This window comes from Ramlibacter tataouinensis (assembly GCF_027941915.1).
GTDB classification, from domain to species: Bacteria; Pseudomonadota; Gammaproteobacteria; order Burkholderiales; family Burkholderiaceae_C; genus Ramlibacter; species Ramlibacter tataouinensis_C.
Genome location: NZ_CP116009.1, coordinates 1,149,544 through 1,164,613, shown reverse-complemented (window position 1 = coordinate 1,164,613; position 15,070 = coordinate 1,149,544). Strand labels below are relative to the sequence as shown.

15 protein-coding genes are annotated in these 15,070 nt (G+C 70.4%); 9 read left to right on the top strand and 6 right to left on the bottom strand.

Translation table 11 applies throughout. The features are described from left to right. Window positions 1–7: 7 nt before the first annotated feature. The 4 genes from PE066_RS05415 to PE066_RS05400 form a co-directional block, all read right to left on the bottom strand. Window positions 8–1,537, bottom strand: coding sequence for a tripartite tricarboxylate transporter permease (locus tag PE066_RS05415; RefSeq protein ID WP_271235537.1), 1,530 nt, complete (start codon window positions 1,535–1,537; stop codon window positions 8–10). A 6-nt stretch (window positions 1,538–1,543) separates the two neighbouring features. Continuing rightward, on the bottom strand, window positions 1,544–2,056 hold the full coding sequence (locus PE066_RS05410; RefSeq protein ID WP_271235536.1) for a tripartite tricarboxylate transporter TctB family protein: 513 nt from the start codon (window positions 2,054–2,056) through the stop codon (window positions 1,544–1,546). A gap of 1 nt (window position 2,057) precedes the next feature. Further along, window positions 2,058–3,062, bottom strand: a complete 1,005-nt coding sequence (locus PE066_RS05405) for a Bug family tripartite tricarboxylate transporter substrate binding protein (RefSeq protein WP_440480580.1) — start codon at window positions 3,060–3,062, stop codon at window positions 2,058–2,060. A gap of 135 nt (window positions 3,063–3,197) precedes the next feature. Beyond that, window positions 3,198–3,395, bottom strand: a complete 198-nt coding sequence (locus PE066_RS05400) for a hypothetical protein (protein ID WP_271235535.1) — start codon at window positions 3,393–3,395, stop codon at window positions 3,198–3,200. A gap of 106 nt (window positions 3,396–3,501) precedes the next feature. Here PE066_RS05400 and PE066_RS05395 point away from each other — a divergent pair, with 106 nt between their 5' ends. After that, a complete protein-coding gene (locus tag PE066_RS05395; protein WP_271235534.1) occupies window positions 3,502–4,431 on the top strand; it encodes a LysR family transcriptional regulator in 930 nt (309 codons plus the stop codon). Between the two features lie 44 nt (window positions 4,432–4,475). Here the strand turns inward: PE066_RS05395 and PE066_RS05390 are convergent, their stop codons facing one another. Beyond that, complete coding sequence (locus PE066_RS05390) at window positions 4,476–4,877, bottom strand: hypothetical protein (RefSeq protein ID WP_271235533.1); 402 nt, start codon at window positions 4,875–4,877, stop codon at window positions 4,476–4,478. A gap of 219 nt (window positions 4,878–5,096) precedes the next feature. Further along, window positions 5,097–5,882, bottom strand: a complete 786-nt coding sequence (locus PE066_RS05385; protein WP_271236510.1) for a sulfite exporter TauE/SafE family protein — start codon at window positions 5,880–5,882, stop codon at window positions 5,097–5,099. Between the two features lie 159 nt (window positions 5,883–6,041). Here PE066_RS05385 and PE066_RS05380 point away from each other — a divergent pair, with 159 nt between their 5' ends. From PE066_RS05380 to PE066_RS05345, 8 genes are all read left to right on the top strand, one after another. Next, on the top strand, window positions 6,042–7,517 hold the full coding sequence (locus PE066_RS05380; protein WP_271235532.1) for a hypothetical protein: 1,476 nt from the start codon (window positions 6,042–6,044) through the stop codon (window positions 7,515–7,517). A gap of 15 nt (window positions 7,518–7,532) precedes the next feature. Beyond that, the gene (locus tag PE066_RS05375) at window positions 7,533–8,243 is read left to right on the top strand and encodes a hypothetical protein (RefSeq protein ID WP_271235531.1); all 711 of its coding nucleotides are present in this window, start codon (window positions 7,533–7,535) and stop codon (window positions 8,241–8,243) included. 65 nt (window positions 8,244–8,308) lie between these two features. Continuing rightward, entirely contained in the window at window positions 8,309–9,397 is a 1,089-nt protein-coding gene (locus PE066_RS05370) for a TAXI family TRAP transporter solute-binding subunit (protein ID WP_271235530.1), read from the top strand. 217 nt (window positions 9,398–9,614) lie between these two features. After that, window positions 9,615–10,628 (top strand): NAD-dependent epimerase/dehydratase family protein, encoded by a 1,014-nt coding sequence (locus PE066_RS05365; protein WP_271235529.1) that lies wholly within the window; start codon window positions 9,615–9,617, stop codon window positions 10,626–10,628. Beyond that, window positions 10,625–11,449, top strand: coding sequence for a phosphatase PAP2 family protein (locus PE066_RS05360; RefSeq protein WP_271235528.1), 825 nt, complete (start codon window positions 10,625–10,627; stop codon window positions 11,447–11,449). Before PE066_RS05365 ends, PE066_RS05360 begins: the two co-directional genes overlap by 4 nt. Beyond that, window positions 11,446–12,390: a hypothetical protein gene (locus PE066_RS05355; protein ID WP_271235527.1), complete on the top strand. Its 945-nt coding sequence runs from the start codon at window positions 11,446–11,448 to the stop codon at window positions 12,388–12,390. Before PE066_RS05360 ends, PE066_RS05355 begins: the two co-directional genes overlap by 4 nt. After that, window positions 12,387–13,454 (top strand): glycosyltransferase family 2 protein, encoded by a 1,068-nt coding sequence (locus PE066_RS05350; RefSeq protein WP_271235526.1) that lies wholly within the window; start codon window positions 12,387–12,389, stop codon window positions 13,452–13,454. Before PE066_RS05355 ends, PE066_RS05350 begins: the two co-directional genes overlap by 4 nt. Further along, a complete protein-coding gene (locus PE066_RS05345) occupies window positions 13,447–15,060 on the top strand; it encodes an ArnT family glycosyltransferase (RefSeq protein ID WP_271235525.1) in 1,614 nt (537 codons plus the stop codon). The genes PE066_RS05350 and PE066_RS05345 overlap by 8 nt, the downstream gene beginning before the upstream one ends. Window positions 15,061–15,070 lie beyond the last annotated feature (10 nt).

Below are 15,070 nucleotides of genomic sequence, written 5' to 3'. Positions count from 1 at the left end.
TGCGCTTTCAGTCGACCGGCTGTTCGCGGTTGAGTTCGATCCGCTTCGGTCGACGCACCCCGGCCCAGGCCCTGGACAGCAGCGGCCAGAGCAGCAGCAGCAGCGCCAGCCCGGTGATGGAGCCGACCAGCAGGTTGGACCACATGATGGCCAGATCGCCTTGGGACACGAGCATGGCCTGCCGGAACGAGTCCTCCGCCTTGTCGCCGAGCACCAGCGCCAGCACCAGCGGCGCCAGCGGGTAGTCCAGCTTCTTGAAGACGTAGCCGATCACGCCGAACCCGAGCATGAGCCACACGTCGAGCATTGCGGTGTGCACGGTGTAGGCGCCGATCGCGCAGATCACGATGATGACGGGCGCGATGATGGAGAAGGGCACGCGCAGGATGGCCGCGAAGAGCGGCACGGTCGTCAGCACGATCAGGAGGCCGGCGATGTTGCCCAGGTACATCGAGGCGATCAGGCCCCACACGAAGTCCTTCTGCTCCACGAACAGCAGCGGCCCGGGCTGCAGGCCCCAGATCAGCAGGCCCCCCAGCAGCACGGCGGCGGTCGGCGAGCCCGGGATGCCCAGCGCCAGCATCGGCAGCAGGGCGCTCGTGCCGGCCGCGTGGGCCGCGGTTTCCGGCGCGACGACGCCTTCGACCTGGCCGGTGCCGAACTTGGCGCCGTCGCGCGACATCTTCTTGGCCAGGCCATACGACATGAACGAGGCGGGCGTGGCGCCGCCCGGCGTGACACCCATCCAGATGCCCACGGCCGCGCTGCGCAGCGAGGTCACCCAGTAGCGGGGCAACTCCTTCCAGGTCTCCAGCACCACCCGGGGATTGAGCTTGGCGGTCTTGCCGGAGAACTTCAGGCCTTCCTCCATCGACAGCAGGATCTCGCCGATGCCGAACAGGCCGATGACCGCGATCAGGAAGTCGAAGCCGCGCATCAGGTCCGGGATGCCGAACGTCAGCCGCAACTGGCCGGTCACCGTGTCCATGCCGACGGCGGCGAGCGCGAAGCCGATCGCCATTGAAGCCAGGATCTTGAAGGGCGACCCCTTGCCCATGCCGACGAAGCTGCAGAACGTGAGCAGGTAGACGGCGAAGAATTCCGGCGGCCCGAACTTCAGCGCGAACTTCGCGACCAGGGGCGCCAGGAAGGTGATCATCACCACGGCGATGAAGGCGCCGACGAAGGACGAGGTGAAGGCCGCCGCCAGCGCCTTGCCCGCCTGCCCGTTCTGGGCCATCGGGTAGCCGTCGAAGGTGGTCGCCACCGACCAGGGCTCGCCCGGGATGTTGAACAGGATGGAGGTGATGGCGCCGCCGAACAGGGCGCCCCAGTAGATGCACGACAGCATGATGATCGCCGAGGTGGGCGACATGCTGAACGTGAGCGGCAGCAGGATGGCCACCCCGTTGGCGCCGCCCAGGCCGGGCAGCACGCCGATCAGCACGCCCAGGACGATGCCGACGATCATCAGCCCCAGGTTCAGGGGGGAGAGCACGACTGCGAAGCCGTGGAACAGTGCGCCGAGTTCGTCCATGTGGCCTCAATACCCCGTGAACTGGAGCAGGTTGAACGCGCCCTTGAACAGCGGCACCTTGAACCAGACCTCGAACAGCAGGAAGAACAGCACCATGATCGCCACCGCGGCCACGGTGCTCTTCACCGGCGAGTACTTCCCCAGCAGCGCCATGAACAAGGCGATGTAGAGGGCGGACGCGATGTACAGGCCGATCAGTTGCACCGCCAGCACGTACAGTGCAGCGGGCACCAGCACGACCAGCACCTGCCGCAGCTGCTGGCCGTCCGCGAAGATGCCTTCGGGACGCTTGCGCAGGGCCTGCACTGCTATGCCGACGCCCGACACGCACATGATCAGGCTGATGTAGAAGGGGAAATAGCCGGGCCCCGGGCCGTCGCTCGTCCAGCTGGAGCCGAGCGTCCAGCTGCCGATCAGGATGGTGAGTCCCAGCGCGAACACCAGGACGGCCACCACGACTTCGACGGCGAGCATGGAGACGCCGCCCCTCGCGGCGCCTGCGCCTCGGTCCTGTTCCATCTCAGTTGGCCAGGAAGCCGGCGCTCTTCATGAGTTCACGGTGCATCTGCTCGGTCTTGGCGAGCCAGTTGAAGTACGCCTCGCCCTCCATGGAGGTCTGATTGAACGCGCCCTTTTCCATGTAGTCCTTCCATTCGGGCGTGGCGCGCACCTTCTTGAGCAGCTCCACGTAGAAGGTCTTCTGGTCCTCGGTCACGCCCGGCGGCATGAAGATCCCGCGCAGCATGGTGTAGCTCGAGTCGATGCCCGACTCCTTGCAGGTGGGGATGTCCTGCCAGGCTTGCGTGTCCGTGATCTTCGCGGGGTAGGGCATGCGCTTGTCGTCGAACACGCACAACGGCCGCAGCTGCTTGGCGCGCCATTGGGCGACGGCTTCGACGGGGTTGTTGACCGTCGAGTCGACGTGCTTGCCCACGAGCTGCACGGCGACGTCGCCGCCGCCCTTGAAGGGCACGTAGATGAACTTGGTGCCGCTGGCCTTCTCGATGCTGACGGTGATGATCTGGTCCTCCTGCTTGGAGCCCGTGCCGCCCATCTTCATCTTGTTGGGGCCCGCTGCCTTCACGGCGTCGAGGTATTCCTTGGCCGTCTTGTACGGCGTCTCGGCATTGACCCACAGCACGAAGTTGTCCAGCGCCATCATCGACACCGGCGTCATGTCGCGCCAGTTGAACGGCACGCCCGTGGCCAGCGGCGTCGTGAACAGGTTGGACAGCGTGACCACGATCTTGTGCGGATCTCCCTTGGCGTTCTTCACGTCGAGGAATCCCTCGGCGCCGGCGCCGCCCGACTTGTTGACGACCACCAGCGGCTGCTTCATGAGGTTGTGTTTGACCACCACGCCCTGGATCAGGCGCGCCATCTGGTCGGCTCCGCCGCCGGTGCCGGCGGGCACCACGAATTCGACGGGCTTGGTGGGCTCCCACGCGGCATGCGCGGGTGCCATCGCCGTGACGGCGACGGCCAGTGCGCCCGACAAGCGGGCGAACCAATGCAGGGTACTCATCGCGTTGTCTCCTGGTGGTGGAACGTGGATCCGACTGCGCAGATCGCGCGTCGCGATGCTCACTCCGACAACGAGCGAGTTCTCTTGACGCAAGTCAAGATTGAGAAAACTCAGGGTTTGTCCGGGGAGCGCGGCTCATGCGGTGGCGCGATGGCTGATGCTCTCGATCGCGCTGACAAGAAACTCCGTGTCGTAGATGCGCAGCAGGTGCGGATGCTCGCGTTCGATGTATGCGCGCAGCGGTTCCTCGCCGTCCCAGTGCCAGTCGAGCCCCAGCTCTTCGAAGGCGAGGGCGTATCGGTCATGCGGTTGCGCTTGCTGACGAGCTTGCATGGAAGACCTCCTGATCCAGCTGTCGAAGGCAATGTAGGCGCAGCGAATGATCAATGACAGTCAATGTTTTTGATCGAAACCATTCATGCCGGCTTATAGTTTGGGGATGCGCAATGCGACGCTGCGCCAGCTCAAGGTCTTCGAGGCGGTGGCGCGGCACCTGAGCTTCTCGCGCGCCGCGGAAGAGCTGCACCTGACCCAGCCCGCCGTCTCGACCCAGGTGCACAAGCTCCAGGAGCACGTGGGCCTGCCGCTCTTCGAGCAGCTCGGCAAGAAGGTCTACCTCACCCCTGCGGGGTTGCAGATGCTCGCTTCCAGCCGCGAGATCATCGACAAGTTCCATGAGGCGGAAGAGGCGCTCGCGGCATTCAGGGGCGTCGCCGGCGGCCGCCTCAACGTGAGCGTGATCAGCGCCGGCGACTACTTCTTCCCCGCGCTGCTGGTGGCGTTCATGCAGCGCAATCCGGGCGTCACGCTCAATTTCGGCGTCTGCAACCGCGAGGAGCTCCTGGGTCGGCTGGCCGAGAACCTCACCGACCTGGCGGTCATGGTGCGACCGCCGCCTGCGGCCCAGACCGACACCGTGGCCGTGCCGTTCGCGCCGCATCCCTACGTGATCGTCGCGCCGCCGTCGCACCCGCTGGCCGGCAGCAGGCGCATTCCGCTCGCGCGCATCCTGAAGGAGCCGTTCATCGTGCGCGAGAAGGGCTCGGACACCTGGAACTCCATGCGCGAAGGATTCGGCGAGGCGCTCGACGGGTTGAACATCGCCATGGAGATCAAGAGCACCGAGACCATCAAGCAGGCGGTGATCGCGGGCATGGGCATCAGCTTCCTGTCCGCGCACACGATCAGCCGGGAGCGCCAGGCCGGCAAGCTGGTCATCCTCGACGTGAAAGGCTTTCCGCTGATGCTGAACTGGTACGTGGTGCACCGGCGCACCAAGCGGCTGCCGCCGGTCGCGCAGGCGTTCCTGGGGTTCCTGCTGGACGAGGGCGCGGCGCAGATCGAGCACGCGCTCAGGCCGTCGGCGTGACCGCCGGCTTTGAGCCGAACGCGGGTTTGTGCAGCGGCGCGGACTCAGTCAAAGGGAAGCCAGGGGCAGCCCACCAGTGAAGCCGTGAGCGCGCCGATGCTTTCGGCGTCCCGGCTCATGTGCACGCCGCAGGCGCGCAGCCGGGCTACCTGCGGATGGCCGGCGCCGGCTTCGTCGATGAAGCCGACCACGGGTTTGGCCATGTGCCGGCCAATCCACTCGGCGCAGGCCTCTTCCTCGCGAGCGTCGATCGCCCCGAGCAGCAGCACGGCATCGGTGCCCCAGTGGCGCTCGAACATCTTCAGCAGCTCGAGGTGGGTCATGCCGGGCGCCGGCATGCACACCACCTTCGAAGCGCCCAGCTCGAACAGCGAGAGCTGGCGCTCGACGTCGCGTGCCAGCGTCGCCGAACGCGAGACGATGCCGATGCGGCCAGCTTCCATCACCGTTGTCTCCTTCGCCCGGGCGCACGGTCCGCGTCGGGCGTGATCGACATTCAAAAGCCCCCGCGCTCGCACGGGTCGAGGGGAAACCCGCGATTTCGACGAGGTCGGCAGGCGGGCGTCGTTGATGCAGAGCTCACCGCGCCCGGCTTGAACGGCGACGCGCACCAGGGATGCGCCGCCATGCCCTGCACCCCGGAGCGCCGATGACAAGCCCAGCGGTTAGAGGTAGCTCCACAGCATCTTCGTCGCCAGCGCGTACAGCAGGCACGCAAAGATGCGGCGCAGCGTGGCCACCGGCAGGCGGTGGGCGGCGCGGGCGCCGATCGGGGCCGTGAGCACGCTGCCGGCGACGATGCCCAGCAGGGCCGGGCCGTACACGAAGCCCAGTGCCAGGGGCGGCAGGCCCGGGACTTGCCAACCGCTGAACACATAGCCGAGCGTTCCGATCAGCGCCACCGGCAGGCCGAGTGCGGCACCCGTGCCGATCGCCGTGGTCATGGAAACGCCGCAGAACAGCATGAAGGGGACCGTCAGGAAGGCCCCGCCCGCAGAAACCAGCCCGCAAACGACCCCGAACAGCAGCCCGATCGCCATCAGCGCCGTCCTGCCGGGCAAGGTGCGCGCGGCCGACGGCTTGCGGCCGAGCAGGAGTTGCGTCGCACCCGCGTACACGATCACCGTGAACGCCAGGGCGAGCGCACGCTGCGACACCCATCCCGACAGCGCCGTCGCCAGCAGGGTTCCGATGACCATGCCCGGTCCCATTCGGCGAACCAGGGACCAGTCGACGCCGCCGAGGCGATGGTGCGCGCGGACGCTGGCGCTGGACGTGAAGACGATCGATGACATGCCGGTGCCCAGGGCAATATGAACGACATGGTCCGGGGCGAGTTGCTGCGCGGTGAACATCGACGCCAGCAAGGGGACGAGCGTCATGCCCCCGCCGATGCCAAGCAGCCCGGCGAGAAAGCCGACGAAGGCGCCGGTGGCGAAGTAGATGAGCATCCAGGTCACCGGCCCAGTATGGCTCAGCGTGGCACGGGCGGTCACGAGTTCCGGCGCAGGACAAATCCGGGACGTTTGTCCGCTTCCAATCTCGCGTCCGGCGAGTCAAATGGTTCTCGCGGCGCTTGATGAGTCCGTTCGGCCGCGGGGAGGCGAGTGGTGGAAGAGCAGATCGAGCCGTGGGAGCTGCGCTCCGGAACATGGCTTCGCGACCCGGTGGCCGAGACATGGCGCCTGGCCGCGACGCCGGACGGGACGGCGGTCGACCCCAGGCTGCCCGCGCAGGACGTCGTGCGACTGATGGGGGCCCATCGCGAGGCCGCCAGCGGCGCGTGGTTTCCGCCGGACTTCAACTACTCGCACCGGACCGGCGAACCACTGCGCCTGACCATGCCCACGGTGGAATTTCCCTGGGTGCCGCCCTTCGGCGCGTCCGCGCTGTCCCCTGTGAAAGCGCTGGCCCGAGGCATGAGGCAGACGCCCCGGCCGCTGATACTGGCGCGCACGCAGGAGCGATCGGCCGACGACCCGCCGGACAGCACCCTGCCGCCCCTGCCGCCGGGACACTACCGCTTCGTCGTCGACAGGTTCGGCCTGTCCTGCCCGACCTTGATCGCTGTCGAGCCGGAGCTGGGCCACCTCCTGGTGCTCCTGCCGGAGTCGGGGAGCTGGATGGCGCTGGAGCGGACGGCGGGCGCCAGCTGGGGCCAGAGACAGCGCAATCCGCGGGGTTGGCGGATGGAACTCGTCCATGCCCAAGGTCGGGCCACCGCCTATGGTCCGTCGGCGACCGGGCTCGCCGCCATGGCGCCGAATCCGATCGGCCTTCGCTACACCATCGAGCACACTGGAGACGGGCCGGCGCTCGGTGGTCCCGTGGCATGGGCCGGCGAGATCTGGTTGCCGGTTCTGGGAAAGGAACACCGGGTCCAGCTGCTGGGCAAGCCCCACGGGGCGGCCAGGCACATCGTCCTGCTGACGCAGGCACCCGTGCCGCAACACGGTTTCGAAGCGCCGATCGTCGATGACCGGCACGTGAACTGGCCCTGCGACGAAGGGCAGCTGGTCCTGCGGCTCGACGACCTGCGCGACAAGCAGTGCGAGTGGATCGCGTGGCCCGAGGGTGTCAGGCCGGTGTTCGCGATGGGCTGGCCCTACCGCACGCGCAGCGGCACGTTCTGGCAGCTGTGCCGCGGCGAGGGCGATGGCCGCTTTGCGTACGTCGAGATGGGAATGGCCGCGCCGCAGGTCACCCCGGCCGAGGCGCCGCGCCTGTGCGCGGGACGCGCCTGTTACCACGGCACGTTGCGCATCGAGGGCGACCCCTGGCGCGCGGCGCCGGCGGCTGATGGCGCAGCCATGCAGATCGTGGCGCCCTTGCTGGAGTCCGCGCTCGACGGCGCGGTGGTCGGTCTCAGGATGGATGCACCCCACGGCATCCTCTCGCTCCTGCATGCCGGAAACGCGCCGCGGCGCGCCGTGCTGCAAGTCGAGGTGCCGGGCGAGAACGCGGTTCCGTTCGGCACGCTCGACGTCAAGCGGCCATGGCTCGCGCAGCTGTTCGTGCACGACGCGCACCTGTGGGTGCACCATCCCGACCTGCCGCAGCCGCTCGGGTGGAAACTGGCTTCGTAGGCCGACGAGCAGCCGATGTCCGCACGCGCGCCGATGGCCGTCCACCCGCAGGCGCGCAGCCGCGTCCGCCTGATCATGGAGCCGACGATGGACACGCCGGCTGAAAGCCGCCGGGCCGTGGCGAACTGCGGCGCTTGCGGCCGGGCCTGGTTCGGGCAAGTCGCCTTCTGTCCGTACTGCGGCCATCGGTCCGAACGCGTGCCGGCCGCAAGCGCGCCAGCGCCGGCGGCCGACGGGCATGCGAAGGCGGCGCTCGCCGATGGCGCGCCGGGCAGGCCTTCGGGCAGTCGCCGGCCGGCGGCGTGGAAGCCCATCCTGGCCTTGATCGTGGCCGCGGCGCTGGTGATGGTCCCGCTCGCCCTGGAGAAACTCGCAGCTACCCCTGGCGACGAAGCAGGACTGCAAGGCGCGAGCCGCGCACCGGCCGTCAATGCTGGAGGCAAGGGCACGCCCGGGGCGAGCGATCGCGTCTCCGCGCCCCGCGGTGCCGCGGCGCCAGCCCGGGCGCCGGCGAGCGCGACCACGACCGCGACCATGGGCGCACCCCCTGCGCCGAACGGCAGCGCGTCCGCGAGCACCGCACAGGCGCCGGCGGCCGAGCCCGCGAGGCCGCGCGGCGACAGGGCGCCGCCGCTGTCGCCGGCACCGGCACCGGCGGCCGCCGCCCCCGGCCGATCGCTCTGCTCCGTCGCCAGCGAGGCGGCGGGCCTGTGCAAGCCGCAATGAGCCGACACACCGAAGGAGACACCATGCATGCATCGAGACGAGCGCTCCAAACCTGGCCGCGCTGGATGCGTCAACTGCTGCTGTTCGCGGGCCTGCTCGCCGCGGCGGCCCCGGCGCCTGCGGAAATCATCGTCACGGGCGGAAAGACGGGTACCTATTACCAGATCGGGAACAACCTCAAGGACATCGTCTCGCCGACCCTGGAGGTGCGGGACTCCAAGGGGTCGTGGGCCAACGTGGAAGACCTCAGCCAGACCAAAGGCGTGGGCCTGGCCATCGTGCAGTCCGACGTGTACGCGGCGTTCGTCTACCTGCGCGACAACCCGCAGGTGCCGCGCGAAACGCGCCGCCAGTACGCCCAGCTGCTCGCGAACCTGCGCGTGTTCATGCCGCTGTACCGGGAGGAGATCCACTTCCTCGTCCGGAAGGACAGCCCGCTCGAGTACATCCACCAGATCCGGGGCGCGCGCATCTGGATGGATGCCGAGAAGAGCGGTACCTACCTGACCGCGCTGAACATCTACAGCAAGATGTTCAACGAGCGGCCCCAGGTCGTGGCGCCCTTCATCAATCCCACCGTGACGGGCGACGATGAAGGAACGAAGATCCGGCGCTCGGCCCTGATGGTGCTGAGCGATCCCGCCTACTACAAGGACTTCCCCCAGATGGACGTGATCGTCCTGGTGGCCGGCCAGCCGCTCAAGCTGCTGGAGACGAACATTCCGGACAACCTGAAGCTCCTCAAGCTCGACCCGAACCACCCCGCGTCGGCAAGGCTCCTGCAGGAATACCGGAAGGCGGACATCCAGAAGACCAGCTACCCCTTGCTGAACATCGCCGATGCCAGCCAGCCCTCGCTGTCGGTGGACTCGTACCTGATCACCGCGAACTTCAGCGACCCGGATCGCAACCGGTTCGTGTCCGCCATGGCCGACCGCTTCTGCCAGAAGTTCGACGAACTCCAGGCGAAGGGCCACCCGAAGTGGAAGGCCCTCACCTGGAAGCCGGGCTCGCCCCTGCCCGCCCTCAACGCGGGATGGCAGTACTCGACACGGGTCCGGGAACGCCTGGGCCGTTGCGAACCGCTGGAACCAGCCCCGCCCGCACCCAGCGCGTGCAGGCCACAGGACCGGTTCACGGGCCTGTGCCGCTGATGCGGTGGCCTCGATCGGCGGTGAAGTCTGGCACCAGCGCCAGGCTGCGGGCGGGGTCGTGCTCATCCACATCGCTTTGCAGCCCGGCGACGGCGTCGAGCCGGTTGAGCTGAGGGACGGCCGCCGTCCGATTGCGACGCCGCATGCGCTGTCATAGGATGCTTCCCACTCGGGCGCGCCCGCGCTGTCGCCGCCACCCGTGCACCCAGGGAGCGAGATGAACGTCATCGTCACGGGGGTTGCCGGCTTCATCGGCATGCACGCCGCCGCGCGGCTGCTCGAAAGAGGTGATCGCGTCATCGGCGTCGACGACCTCAATCCTTATCCCGACCCTGTCCTCAAGCAGGCGCGCCTGGAGCGGTTGCAGGGCCGCGGCGGCTTCAGCTTCGAACGCACCGACATGGCCGACGCCTCGGCCATGGAATCCCTGTTCGACCGCACGGCGCCCGGGCTCGTGCTGCACCTGGCCGCCCGTCCGGGCGTGCGGGAGTCGCTCGATCATCCGCAGGCCTGCGTGACGGCCAACGTGACCGGCTTCCTGCAGGTGCTCGAGGGCTGCCGGCGCCATGGGGTCGGGCACCTGGTCTACGCCAGCAGCTCCAGCGTCTACGGGACCAACACCCGGCTGCCGTTCGAGGAGTCGCAGGCCGCCGACCACCCGGTCAGCATCTACGCCGCTACCAAGCGCGCCGACGAGCTCCTGGCGCATGCGTACAGCGAGGCGTTCCGCCTGCCCATCACGGGCGCGCGGCTGTTCACCGTCTACGGGCCCTGGGGCCGCTCCGACATGGCCGTGTACCGCTTCACCCGCGCCATCCTGGAGAACCGGCCGCTGGACATCTACAACGAAGGACAACTGGTGCGCGACTTCACCTATGTGGACGACGTGGTGGCTGCCCTGCTGGAGCTGCTGGACAAGCCCGCCACGCCGTCGCACCGCTTCGGCCGGGCGCACCCGGATCCCGCCGAAAGCGACGCGCCGCACCGTGTGTTCAACGTCGGCGGCGGCCAGGCCGTGCCGCTGCTCGAATTCGTCGCGCTGCTCGAGCAGGTGCTGGGCCGTGCCGCCCGGCGCCGCTACCTGCCCATGCAGTCGGGCGACGTCCACGCGACACAGGCCTGCTGCGACCGGCTGCACAGCTGGACCGGATGGCAGCCGCAGACGACTCTCGAGGACGGGCTGCGCCGTTTCGCCGAGTGGTTTTGCGATTACCACGGGGTGGCGCGGTGAAGCTGGGGGTGCTGGCCGCCTCCGGGGCCGTGCTGGTGGCCGGGGGCGTGCTCCTGGCCTTGCTCGGCCTGGATACCCCCTTGCTGCTCGCGCTGCACCGAAGGGCGCCGGGCACGCTGCAGGTGTACCTGTGGTCGTGCGTGACGCTGGTGGGCATGGGCTGGTGCGCGCTGATCCTGGTGCTGGCCGCGGACCGGGGCGACGGCAGGCTGGCGGCCCTGCTCGCCTTCACCTTCCTCATCGGTACCTTGCTGACCCATCTGCCGAAATCGCTGCTGCACATCCCGCGGCCCGCGGGTACGGCGCTCGCCAGCCAGCTCCACGTCATCGGCGACGCCTTCCGTGGCGCGGTGGCCATGCCATCCGGGCACGCGTTGACCGCGGTCGCCACGGCGGTCCTGCTGTGGCGGGGCCTGGGCCCGCGGCGCAGCCCTGCCAGCGCGCTGTTGCTGGCCGCCGCGGCCACGCTGGTCGCGGTCTCGCGGGTGGTCGTCGGCGCGCACTGGCCGTCCGACGTGCTGGTCGGGGCGGGGCTCGGGCTGTGGGCGGTGGTCCTGGCCCTGTGGCTGGCGGACCGGGCACCCCGCCGCTTCGAGGCCTTTGCGCGCACGCTGCGCTCGCCCAGGGGTCAACTGGGCATCGCGCTGGTCGAGATCGCTGCCGCCGTCGGCCTGGCCAGCGACCGCACCGGGTACCCGGCCGGACAGCCCATAGTCGCTCTGATGGCGATCGTGGCGGTCGCGAGCGCCGCGTGCCGCATGCGTGACCTGCTTGCGTCGCGCGCTGCGCGCCGCGCGGTGTCCACCGTGGAGTCGCCGTGAGCGCACCCGCGCAGCCGGGGCAGGCCAGGGTCGCGTCGCTGGCCGCGACGGCGCGCACCGCCTGGCCGCTGCTGCGCTTGCTCGGCACGGCGGCGGTCTGCGCGCTTGCCTGGACCTGGTTGATGCGCCATGCCGACCTGCGGCTGCTGCAGGACCAGGCCGGGCGATTGCCCGCCGGTGCATGGGTCAGCGCCGCGGCCGCGCTGCTGGGCGGGCATGCGATGCGCGCGTGGCGCTTGCAGCGCGACTGGCGCGAGTCGGCGCATGCGCCTTTTTCCGAGTGCCTGCGCATCGTCCTGCTGCACAACGCGCTGGTGATCGCCCTGCCGCTGCGCTCCGGGGAGGTGGGCTACCTGGTCGCGGTGCAGCGGCGCTGGAGGGTAGGGCTGCGCGCCGCCGGCCTGGCCCTGCTGCGCTGGAGGCTGCAGGACGCGGCGGTGCTGCTGGTGCTGGCCGTCCTTCTCCTGGCGCCCCTGGCGCCGGCGCTGCGGGCTGCAGCCGCAGTAGGGTGCGCCGTGCTGCTGCACGTCGCGCTGCGCGCCGCCTGGGCTTGGCTGCTCGCGCGGGCGGGCGCGGGTGCAGGCGTGCTCCCGGCCGGCCCTTCGCCCTGGAACGGGCTGGGCGCGAGCGTGGCGAACTGGGGGCTCAAGGTGCTGGCCAACGGCGGCCTGCTGGCCGCGCTGGCGGGACTGCCCTGGCTGCCGGGATGGCAGGGCGCGCTGGGCGGTGAACTGGCGGGCGTGCAGCCGTTGCAGCCGCCGGCCGGCCTGGGCACCTACGAAGCCGGTGTCTGGCTCGCGGCGGGTGCGCCGCCGGACGCAGCGGCGCTGGTCGCCGCCGCCATCGCCGTGCACGCGTTCAGCCTGGCCGTGGCACTGGGGGCGGCTGCGCTGGTGCAGCTGGCGGTCGGCCGGCCGCGGGCAGGGGAGGGCATCCGATGAACACCCTGCTCGACGCCCCGGAGCTGGAGCAACGCCTTCACCCCCAGGCACCCCTGGCCGAGCGCCAGCCGGCGCGCGCGGGACACCGGCTCTCGGTCGTGGTGCCGGTCTACAACGAGGTGGAGAACGCGCAGCCGCTCGTCGAGGCCGTGCAGGCCGCACTGGCCGCAGCGCCCTGGCCGTGGGAGCTGATCGTGGTCGACGACGGCAGCACCGACGGCACGGGTCAGGCGCTGGACCGGTCCGCCCGTGCCACCGGCCGGCACGTGCGCGTGTTGCACCTGTCGCGCAACTTCCGGCAGACCGCCGCCCTGCAGGCCGGCATCGACGCCGCCCGCGGCGACCTGATCGCCACCCTGGACGGCGACCTGCAGAACGACCCCGCCGACATCCCGCGGCTGGTGCACAGGCTGCTGGACGAGGACCTGGACATGGTGGCCGGCTGGCGCCGCGAACGGCACGACGGCCTGCTGCTGCGCCGCCTGCCTTCGCGGCTGGCCAACCGCCTGATCCGCCGGGTCACCGGCCTGCAGTTCCAGGACCTGGGCTGCAGCCTCAAGGTGTTCCGCGCCCCCGTGCTGCGCCAGGTGCGGCTGTACGGCGAGATGCACCGGTTCATCCCGGCCTGGCTGTCCACCGTCACCAGCCCGTCGCGCATGGCGGAGGAGCCGGTGCAGCACCACCCGCGGCGGGCCGGCCAATCCAAGTACGGGCTCGGGCGCACGGTGCGCGTGCTGCTGGACCTGCTGGCGATGCACTTCTTCCTGCGCTTCGGCACCCGGCCGGGCCACTTCTTCGGCGGCATCGGCCTGCTCGTGCTGCTGGCCGGCGCCGCGTTGCTGGGGTACATGGCGGTGCTCAAGGCCATGGGCGAATCCATCGGCACCAGGCCGCTGCTGCTGCTCGGCTTCTTCCTGGTGCTGGGGGGCGTGCAGCTGCTGACCACCGGCGTGCTGTCGGAACTGCTGATGCGCGTGTACTACGGCGGCGGTCCCGCACGCCCTTACCAGCTGCGCGCGCCTTCGCCGGACCCGGCCGAGAGCGAGGCGGGCTGGCATGGCTGAATCGCGCGCCGGCACGGCGCCGGCCGCGCCGGTCATGGGCCGGACGCTGCCGCGGCTCGCCTTCGCCGTCGCGCTGGCGCTGCCGCTGCTGTGGCGGCTCGGCGCACCGCCGCTGTTCGACGTCGACGAAGGCGCCTTCGCCGAGGCCACGCGCGAGCTGGTCGCGAGCGGCGACTGGCTGCACACCACGCTGAACGGCGCCGACCGGTTCGACAAGCCGATCGGCATCTACTGGCTGCAGGCGCTGGCGGCGACGGTGTTCGGCATGGGCGAGTTCGCGGTTCGGCTGCCGTCGGCATTGGCGTGCTGGGGCCTGGCGCTTGCGCTGTCGTCCTTCGCGGCGCGGCGCTGGGGCGAGACCGCCGGCGCAGCGGCGGGCCTGGTGGCCGCCGCCAGCGTCGGCCTGCAGGCGATCGGGCGCGCGGCCACCGCCGATGGCGTGCTCAACCTGCTGCTCGTGCTCGCCGCGCTGGATGCCTGGCGCCACGTCGAGACCGGCGCGCCGGCGCCGTTGCGCCGCGCCTATGCGTGGGTGGGATTCGGGCTGCTGGTCAAGGGACCGATCGCGATGCTGGTACCGGGTGCGGCCTTCATCCTGTGGTGTGCCACGGGCCGGCAATTGGCGCTGCTGCGGCGCGCCGCCGGCGACGCCGTCGGCTGGGCGCTGCTGGCCGCCATCGCCTTGCCCTGGTACGCCTACGCGCTGCAGCGGCACGGCCTGGCCTTCGTCGAAGGCTTCCTGGTGCACCACAACCTCGAGCGGTTCGCCGGACCGCTGCAGGGGCACGGCGGCACGCCGCTCTACTACCTGGTGGTGCTGCCGCTGATGGCGATGCCCTGGGCGCCGCTGCTGGTGGCCGCAGGCGCCCGCGCGCGGGAGCACTGGCGCGACCCGCTGGGCCGCTACCTGCTGGGCTGGGCGGCCTTCGTCTTCGTGTTCTTCTCCCTGTCCGGCACCAAGCTGCCGCATTACGTGCTGTACGGCTATGCGCCGCTCGCGCTGTTGATGGCACGCACGCTGGCCGCCGACTCCACCCGGCTGCGCACGGTGGTGGCGCTTGGCCTGGTGGCCTGGTGCGTGGTCGCGGCGGCGACGCCCTGGGTGGTTTTGCGCATGGCGCCCTCGATCGGCGATCCGCTGTACCGCGCCCTGTTGGCCGGCGCGCCCGCCCCGGCCTGGTGGCCAGCGGCCTGCGCGCCCGTGCTGGTGGCGGCGCTGGCGTTCTGCCCGTGGCCGGTGCGCGACGGCGTCGCCCGGATCGGCGCGGCGGCACTGGCGCTGGCGCTGTTCTGCGCCGGCTGGCTGCTGCCGTGGTTCGGCGAGGCGCTGCAAGGTCCCGTGCGCCGTGCCGCCCAGGTAGCGGCCGGGCAGGGCGGGCCGGCGGTGCAGTGGCGGCTGCACCGGCCCAGCTTCGGCTTCTACATGTCGCGGCCTGCACCGCTGCGGGAGCCGGCGGCGAACGACATGGCGCTCACGCGCGCCGACCGGCTCTCCCCCGGCGACGAGGCCGGCCGCACGCGCCTGCTGGACGAGCGCGGCCTGGTGCTGCTGGGCCCGCGCACCGGCTCCGCCGTGGTCCCGGACCAGAAGCGGACGGCCAGGTAGAGAAGGTCGA

Excerpts from the sequence above, each read along its gene's own strand:
- PE066_RS05405 (WP_440480580.1), bottom strand. The coding sequence starts at position 3,062 with ATGAGTACCCTGCATTGGTTCGCCCGCTTGTCGGGCGCACTGGCCGTC.
- PE066_RS05400 (WP_271235535.1), bottom strand. The coding sequence starts at position 3,395 with ATGCAAGCTCGTCAGCAAGCGCAACCGCATGACCGATACGCCCTCGCC.
- PE066_RS05345 (WP_271235525.1), top strand. The coding sequence starts at position 13,447 with ATGGCTGAATCGCGCGCCGGCACGGCGCCGGCCGCGCCGGTCATGGGC.
- PE066_RS05350 (WP_271235526.1), top strand. The coding sequence starts at position 12,387 with ATGAACACCCTGCTCGACGCCCCGGAGCTGGAGCAACGCCTTCACCCC.
- PE066_RS05410 (WP_271235536.1), bottom strand. The coding sequence starts at position 2,056 with ATGGAACAGGACCGAGGCGCAGGCGCCGCGAGGGGCGGCGTCTCCATG.
- PE066_RS05395 (WP_271235534.1), top strand. The coding sequence starts at position 3,502 with ATGCGCAATGCGACGCTGCGCCAGCTCAAGGTCTTCGAGGCGGTGGCG.
- PE066_RS05370 (WP_271235530.1), top strand. The coding sequence starts at position 8,309 with ATGCGTCAACTGCTGCTGTTCGCGGGCCTGCTCGCCGCGGCGGCCCCG.
- PE066_RS05365 (WP_271235529.1), top strand. The coding sequence starts at position 9,615 with ATGAACGTCATCGTCACGGGGGTTGCCGGCTTCATCGGCATGCACGCC.
- PE066_RS05385 (WP_271236510.1), bottom strand. The coding sequence starts at position 5,882 with ATGCTCATCTACTTCGCCACCGGCGCCTTCGTCGGCTTTCTCGCCGGG.
- PE066_RS05415 (WP_271235537.1), bottom strand. The coding sequence starts at position 1,537 with ATGGACGAACTCGGCGCACTGTTCCACGGCTTCGCAGTCGTGCTCTCC.
- PE066_RS05375 (WP_271235531.1), top strand. The coding sequence starts at position 7,533 with ATGTCCGCACGCGCGCCGATGGCCGTCCACCCGCAGGCGCGCAGCCGC.